Origin of the sequence: Bradyrhizobium sp. (genome assembly GCF_016462955.1) — a bacterium.
Classification (GTDB): domain Bacteria; phylum Pseudomonadota; class Alphaproteobacteria; order Rhizobiales; family Xanthobacteraceae; genus Bradyrhizobium.
On record NZ_JAEMSD010000141.1, the window covers coordinates 1 to 6,785 of the forward strand.

A 6,785-nucleotide genomic window follows, 5' to 3' on the forward strand; every position below is an offset into this window, starting at 1 on the left:
GTCCTCGATCACGGCGCCGGGATTGTCGGCCATATGCGCCCTGAGATCGGCGAGATCCGTGCTCAGCATGTCCGTCTCCCTGACTCGCCTCAGGCGGCCGCGCTCGTCTTGCCCTCGGTCATGATGACCTCGAAGCCTTCGAACTTGGGGTGGCCGAGATAGAGGCTCTCGCCGGTCTTGTTGTCGGCGCGGGCGTGAGCACGGCGGAATTCCTCAGAGCGCGTCCAGGCCTCGAAAGCCGCCTTGTCGACCCACACGGTATGCGAGGAGTACAGCGTGTGGTCCTCGGCGACCGGCCCCTTGAGCAGATGGAATTCGACGAAGCCCGCCATGCTGCCGAGATAGGACTCCCGGGTGCGCCAGACGGTTTCGAACGCGGCTTCCGAGCCGGGCTTCACCTGGAAACGATTCATTGCGATGAACATTTGGGTCTCTCCTTCTGATCAAGATGAAAGCGCGCCGAAGCCGCGCTGGAGCATCCGCGCGGCCCGGGAGGTTGTTGTGTTGCGGCGACGCCGGTCGGCTTACGCACCTCCAAAGTGGATCTTCATGCCGGCCTTGTAGACTCTGCCCGGCCCCGGGCTCGACCACAGCACGTCGTTCTGCGACGTGCCGTCGGTCGAGCTGCCCGGAATGGCATAAGGCCGGTAGTACTGGTTCAGGAGATTGTCGATCGACGCCGTGAACACGATGTCCTTGGTGGCGTTGTAGGTCATGTACAGGTTGACCAATTCATAGCCGGTCGCAGGCAGATAGCCGGCGGGCACGTCGTTGTTGGCGCCGAACGAGGCCCACTGCGCCGTCAGGATCAGCGTGCGATCGAGCAGGCGGACACCGCCGGTCGTGACGACCTTGCGGGGGGTGATGGTTGCGAGCCCGATATTGGTGGCGACGTTCTTGCCCTGGATGTAGTGCCCGGCGACGCCGATGAACCAGTCGCCGGCATCGTACATCGTCTCAGCCTCGAAGCCCTGGATGCGGGCATTGGCGATGTTCTGGTACTGGTAGAACTGGCTGAACGAGCCGAACGGGGGGACCGGGACCGGCGCCGAAGCGACCAAATCGATGTAATCGCTGACGTCGTTACGGAAGAGATTGATCTTGCCGCGGAAGGAGTCGTTGGCACTGAAGATGTTGTCGTATTTCAGGTTGAAGCCGACTTCCTTGTTCTTGCCGACCTCCGGACGAAGGCCCGGGTTCGGCAGGAAGCAGAACAGGCCCACCGTGCCGTTCGGGCAGACGAAGAAGGCCGGTCCGCCGCCGGTCGCATGCGCACCGGAGATTACCGTCTCGGTGATCGATGGCGCGCGATAGCCTTCGGCATAGCTGACATAGGGCTGGAAGCCTGGGACCGGCGTGACGCCGAGAGTGATCTTCGGCGAGAACCGGTCCCCGCCGGTGCTGGTCCGCCCCGAATCAAGGTCGTAGCGGTCATAGCGGATCGCGCTCACGGCCTCGAACCAGTTGCTGTAGTTCTGCTTCAGCTGGACGAACCCGCCCGACACGGTCCGGATGCCGCTCGGCGTCGTGATGTTGGAATTTCCGCGGCTGTCGGTCGTGATCACGTCGTCCTGAAAGGCGTCCACGCCCCAAGTGACCGCATTGCGCCAGTCGCCCACATTGAAGCGGGTCGTGTTGTTGACGTCGATGCCGTAGGTGTTGAGGACATAGCCGCGCTTGTCGCCGACGCAGCCAGAGATGTTGTTGCCGACGTTGCCGGCGCCGCAATAGGCCGCGCCCGAGGTCGAGTAGTGATAGGTCTTGGTCTGGTCGTTATCGACGCGATTGCCGTAGAGCGACATGTGCCAGTCGAACAGATTGTCGCTCGGCAGCGAATAGTTCCAGGTGATGGTGCCGGTGTAGTTCTTCGTGTCGGACGCATAGACCGACGAGCCCTGATAGAGCGCGCGCTGTGCCGCCGTTGCGACCGGGCCGCGGTTGAACTGGCCGACGTCGTACTGAAAGTCCTGGAAGACGGCGCCGAATTTCACCTCATGGCCGAGGGCGGGCCGAACCGTGAGCTTCATCAATCCGGCCTCGACCTGATTGCCGGTGTTGCCGATCTCGGTGCCGTTGCCGTCCTTGTAGTTGCCTTGGGTGCGATAGACCGCGCCACCGAAGATATCGACGTCGGGCGTTGCGCGCACGCCGCCGAACACGGAGCCGAGGCCGCGATTGTTGTTTGATCCGTAAGAACCCGAAAGATCGACGCCCCAGCGTTCGCCGGGGCGCAGCACATCGTTGATGTCCTTGGTGCGGAACGAGACCAGGCCGCCGATCGCACCCGAGCCGTAGATGTTGGCGGTCGGCCCGCGCACCACGTCGACGCCGCCGATCAGTTCAGGATCGAGGAAGAACGAGCCGTTGGCATTATGGCCGGTGCGCTGGTAGTTCTGCCGCGCGCCGTCGACGACGACCGCGACGCGGCCGAAGTCCTGCAAGCCGCGGATGTTGATGACGGTCGCGGGATCGTCACCACGCTCCTGGAACGACACGCCGGGGACAGCATAAAAGATGCCGGACAGCCGGTTCGGCTGGATCCCCTGAATCTGGTCGAGCGAAATGGAGCTGACGGGCGCGAGCGAGTCGATCGCGCGCTCCTTGGTCTTCGTGGCCGCAGCCGTGATGGTGTCGAGCACCTGAACGGGCGGGGCGCTGCCCGCCTGCGCGCGGGCGTCCATCACGCCTGCGCTGGCCTGCTGCTGCGCGACCTGAGCCGCCGGCTTGCGCTTGGACTGCTTCGGCCTTTCCGCCGACGCGTTTTCGGCCCGCGGGGACGCAGTCTCCGCGGGACTGCTCTCCGTCATCACTACCGCGATCGAAACAACCGACGCGCCCAATATCAGGGCGCGCGAATACCTAGCCCCGCCAGCCATATCAGCCTCAGCCTGCACTTCACTTTTATTTTGGAGTCTTTGGCTGGCGTGCGTTCGCAACGAACGACTGGCTGGCTGATTTCGAAAGCCCGCGGGCAAGTTACCCGCTGTCGTGATTGGTAACGTGGCAACACTCTGACGGTCAATGACATCGCCTTGCAGTTTATATCGATTGTAAACTGCCGCCGTTGGAATGCGCCTCGCGCCGCCTATACAAAGCAGGACGCATCTGAAATTTCGAAAGCGCATCACAACACAATGTCAGCAACATCCGGAGACAGCAGCGGCGTCGCGGCAGGGCCGGCGGGAAGCCCTTCTGCGCCAACGAGAACCCTCACCATGCGAGGGAGCCGGATCGATAGCCGGGAGCTGTTTGCGGCCGAACGCGAGATCATCATCGCGCATGGCGAGGACAGCTATCGACTGCGGCTGACGTCGCAGAACAAGCTGATCCTGACGAAATAAACCGCAATGACACTTTGTCGCACCGTCGCAAGCGTGATGTTCTCCTGCACATTCGCGCTCGTGTCCGGCGTGCATGCCGCCGGTATCATCGTGCATGATGCACGCCATCGCGACATCGCCGTCACCGATGTCGCGCGCACGGTTTCGATCGGCGGCGCCATCACCGAGATCCTCTATGCACTCGGGCTGGAGAGCCGGGTGGTCGGCATCGACACCACGAGCCTCTATCCGCCGGCGGCGCTGCGGGACAAACCCAATGTCGGCTACATGCGCCAGATCTCCGCCGAAGGCGTGCTCGGCCTCGACCCCACCCTCATCCTGGCGATCCAGGGCTCGGGCCCGCGCGAGACCATGGAGATCCTGGAGACGGCAAAAGTGCCGCTGGTGCTGGTGCCCGAAACCTACTCCGAGGACGGCCTGATCGAGAAGATCAAGCTGGTCGGCCATGCCATGGGCGTCAATGCGCGCGCCGAATGTCTCAGCGCGGCCGTCGGCGCCGATCTTGCGCAACTCCGCGCCCTGCGCGCCAAGGTGACGAAGCCGGTGCGGGTGATGTTCGTGATGTCGCTTCAGAATGGGCGGGCGATGGTTGCAGGCCACAAGACCGCGGCCGACGAGATCATCCGGCTCGCGGGCGCGGCCAACGCGGTCGACGATTACGATGGATATAAGGTCATCAGCGACGAGGCGATCGTGGCCGCAAAGCCCGATGTCGTGCTGTCGATCGAGCGCGGCAAGGATTCGCTGCAGGCCGATGCGGTCTACACCCATCCCGGCTTTGCGCTGACCCCGGTCGCGGCCAACAAGAGCTTCATCACCATGGATGGGCTTTATCTGCTCGGCTTCGGGCCGCGCACCGCCGCGGCGGCGCGCGATCTCGCCGTCAAGCTGTATCCGGCTTTGGCGGACCAGGGCGCGTTCACCTCGGCTCTGTCGGCCGCGAATTGCCGGCAATGAGCGTGGCATCCGGCGTCGAAGCACCAAGCCCGCGGCAAAGCGCGCGAGCGCGGTCCGCATCGTTCGCGATACCCCTTCTGCTCGTGACGCTGCTGGTCACCGCGATCGCCGCGCTGACCGTCGGCGCCGCCGGCATCCCGCTCTCGCGGCTGCCTGCTGCGCTGGGCCTCGCCGGCGAAAGCACTGCGATGACGGCCCGCGACCAGCTCGTGCTGTGGTCGATCCGCATCCCACGCATCGCAGCGGCCGCGATGATCGGCGGCCTGCTCGCCGCGGCCGGCGCGATCATGCAGGGGCTATTCCGCAATCCGCTCGCCGATCCGGCCCTGGTCGGCGTCTCCAGCGGCGGCGCGCTCGCAGCAGCGAGCGCGATCGTGTTCACCGATTCCCGCTTCGGCGAGGCGCTGCGCTTTCTCCAGGCCGAGCTGTTGCCGCTGGCGGCCTTCGCCGGCTCGCTGGCGACGACGGCCGTGCTCTACGGCATCTCCAGCCGCTCCGGGCGCACGTCGATTGCGATTTTCCTGCTCGCCGGCGTCGCCATCACCGCGATCGCCAATGCGGGCGTTGGCCTGCTGGTCTTCATCGCCGACGACCGCCAGCTTCGCGACATCACCTTCTGGATGCTGGGCTCGATGAGCGGGGTGACCTGGACCAAGACCGCCGTGCTCGCGCCGATCCTGGTCATCGGACTTGGCGCCTGCGCCTTCATCGCGCGCGGCCTCGATCTCCTCGTGCTGGGCGAGGCCGACGCCTTTCACGGCGGCGTCGATGTCGAGCGCCTCAAGCGGATCGCGATCATCATGGTCTCGGCCATGACAGGCGTCGCGGTGTCGATCAGCGGCGTGATCGGCTTCGTCGGCATCGTCGTGCCGCATCTGCTCCGCCTCGTCGTCGGGCCGGCGCATCGCCTGCTGCTGCCGGCGTCGATCCTGCTTGGTGCGATCCTGATGGTCGGCGCCGACACGCTGGCACGCACCATCGTGGCCCCCGCGGAGATGCCGATCGGCATCCTGACCGCGACGGTCGGTGCGCCCGTCTTTCTCTTCATCCTGCTGCGCCAGCGCGGGCTCGCAGCGCCATGACGGCGGTGATCGAGGCAAGACAGTTGAGCAGGCGCGCAGGCCGCGCGACGCTGCTCGATGGCGTCGGCCTGGCGGTAACTGCGGGCGAGATGGTCGCCATCATCGGCCCGAACGGCGCCGGCAAGTCGACGCTGCTGCGGCTGCTCTCCGGCGACCTGCGCCCTAGCGCAGGCGAGGTGAGGCTGAAGCAGCGCGACATCGGCAGCTTCGCGCCGCGCGAGCTCGCCGCGCGCCGCGCCATGCTGTCCCAGCATATCAACGTCACCTTCCCGTTCACGGTCGAGGAGATCGTGCTGATGGGCGCGGGCGAGCGCAGCCTTCGTGATGCCCGTCCGCTCGTCGAGGCCGCGCTGGACGAAGTCGGCCTCGCACATTTCCGCGAACGGCAATTGCCGACCTTGTCGGGCGGCGAGCAGCAGCGCGCTCATTTCGCCCGCGTGCTGGTGCAGCTCGCCTGCGGCGAGGCCGAGCACGGCCCTGGACTTTTGCTGCTGGACGAGCCGACATCGAGTCTCGATCTGCGTCACCAGATCGACCTCGTCGAAGCCGCCCGCCGCCGCGCGGCTGCCGGCACCGCAGTGATCGCGATCCTGCACGATCTCAATCTCGCGATCCGCTTCGCCGACCGGCTCGTTGTGCTAAACGGCGGCAGGCTCGCTGCAGATGGACCGCGCGCGGATGTCGTCACGCGCGAGAGGATCCGGGATATTTTCGAGATCGACGCGGTGGTGCGTCAGGCCGACGGCGTGCCGTATGTGCTGCCGCAGTCGATGCGGGCGGCTGTGCCGCCACGGTAAAGGTCGGCTCCCTCCCCGCTTGCGGGGAGGGTTGGGGAGAGGGTGTCTCCACAACGGGACAATCCCCCAGAGGAGAGAGCCCTCACCCCAGCCCTCTCCCGCAAGCGGGAGAGGGAGTGCACTTCCTCCGTGGCGAGCAATCTACCCCGCCGGGACGATCACCATGCTCTTGTCCTTCGGCCAGCGGATGCGCCAGGCGAAGTTGATGTCGCGAACCTCGCCGGGCTTGGCGTCGAACGACCATTGCAGCACCCCGCGCTTGTCGCGGATGTTGGTTGCGGTCGGTTGCGTGCTCGACGGCAGCATCTCGACGACGATTTCTTCGTTCTCGCTGACCGGCAGCTGATCCTCGATCGCGACCTTGATCGGGAAATCGTGCCCGTTGCGGATCGTGGTCTTGAATGCGCGCTCGTCGGTCTTCGACGTCGTCACGAGCAAGCCGGCCGAGCCCTCGTTGCGCTTGAGCACGGCGCGTTCGATTCTCACCTTGTCGTCGGCGCCGAAGCCGAGCCGCACGATGTCGTCCTTGGCGGACGCGGTGATCTTGCCGCGGCCGACGAAGACGCCGTCCCGGTAGATCGCGACCTTGCCGGGCAGCAGCGTGGTGT

The 6,785-nt window shown here is 65.4% G+C and carries 7 protein-coding genes; 4 read left to right on the plus strand and 3 right to left on the minus strand.

Features of this window, described 5'->3' with window-relative positions; translation table 11 throughout:
• Positions 1 to 89: 89 nt before the first annotated feature.
• Together JHD07_RS16405 and JHD07_RS16410 are read right to left on the minus strand one after the other, a co-directional pair.
• Positions 90 to 425, minus strand: coding sequence for an antibiotic biosynthesis monooxygenase (locus JHD07_RS16405; protein WP_291623975.1), 336 nt, complete (start codon positions 423 to 425; stop codon positions 90 to 92).
• A gap of 99 nt (positions 426 to 524) precedes the next feature.
• Positions 525 to 2,876: a TonB-dependent hemoglobin/transferrin/lactoferrin family receptor gene (locus JHD07_RS16410; protein ID WP_291623976.1), complete on the minus strand. Its 2,352-nt coding sequence runs from the start codon at positions 2,874 to 2,876 to the stop codon at positions 525 to 527.
• 258 nt (positions 2,877 to 3,134) lie between these two features.
• Between JHD07_RS16410 and JHD07_RS16415 the strand changes: the two genes are divergently transcribed.
• Genes JHD07_RS16415 through JHD07_RS16430 form a run of 4 tightly spaced genes read left to right on the plus strand, consistent with a single transcriptional unit; the run spans position 3,135 to position 6,177 of the window.
• Positions 3,135 to 3,341 (plus strand): hemin uptake protein HemP, encoded by a 207-nt coding sequence (locus JHD07_RS16415; protein ID WP_291623978.1) that lies wholly within the window; start codon positions 3,135 to 3,137, stop codon positions 3,339 to 3,341.
• 6 nt (positions 3,342 to 3,347) lie between these two features.
• A complete protein-coding gene (locus tag JHD07_RS16420) occupies positions 3,348 to 4,298 on the plus strand; it encodes a hemin ABC transporter substrate-binding protein (protein WP_291623980.1) in 951 nt (316 codons plus the stop codon).
• The gene (locus JHD07_RS16425) at positions 4,295 to 5,380 is read left to right on the plus strand and encodes an iron ABC transporter permease (RefSeq protein ID WP_291623982.1); all 1,086 of its coding nucleotides are present in this window, start codon (positions 4,295 to 4,297) and stop codon (positions 5,378 to 5,380) included. The genes JHD07_RS16420 and JHD07_RS16425 overlap by 4 nt, the downstream gene beginning before the upstream one ends.
• On the plus strand, positions 5,377 to 6,177 hold the full coding sequence (locus JHD07_RS16430; RefSeq protein WP_291623985.1) for a heme ABC transporter ATP-binding protein: 801 nt from the start codon (positions 5,377 to 5,379) through the stop codon (positions 6,175 to 6,177). The genes JHD07_RS16425 and JHD07_RS16430 overlap by 4 nt, the downstream gene beginning before the upstream one ends.
• A 141-nt stretch (positions 6,178 to 6,318) precedes the next feature.
• Here the strand turns inward: JHD07_RS16430 and JHD07_RS16435 are convergent.
• On the minus strand, positions 6,319 to 6,785 hold a 467-nt coding region (locus JHD07_RS16435; protein WP_291623987.1), incomplete at its 5' end, for a mucoidy inhibitor MuiA family protein.

What these genes read in the sequence shown, in the direction of transcription:
- JHD07_RS16405 (WP_291623975.1), bottom strand. Translation starts at nt 425, where the DNA reads ATGTTCATCGCAATGAATCGTTTCCAGGTGAAGCCCGGCTCGGAAGCC.
- JHD07_RS16410 (WP_291623976.1), bottom strand. Translation starts at nt 2,876, where the DNA reads ATGGCTGGCGGGGCTAGGTATTCGCGCGCCCTGATATTGGGCGCGTCG.
- JHD07_RS16415 (WP_291623978.1), top strand. Translation starts at nt 3,135, where the DNA reads ATGTCAGCAACATCCGGAGACAGCAGCGGCGTCGCGGCAGGGCCGGCG.
- JHD07_RS16420 (WP_291623980.1), top strand. Translation starts at nt 3,348, where the DNA reads ATGACACTTTGTCGCACCGTCGCAAGCGTGATGTTCTCCTGCACATTC.
- JHD07_RS16425 (WP_291623982.1), top strand. Translation starts at nt 4,295, where the DNA reads ATGAGCGTGGCATCCGGCGTCGAAGCACCAAGCCCGCGGCAAAGCGCG.
- JHD07_RS16430 (WP_291623985.1), top strand. Translation starts at nt 5,377, where the DNA reads ATGACGGCGGTGATCGAGGCAAGACAGTTGAGCAGGCGCGCAGGCCGC.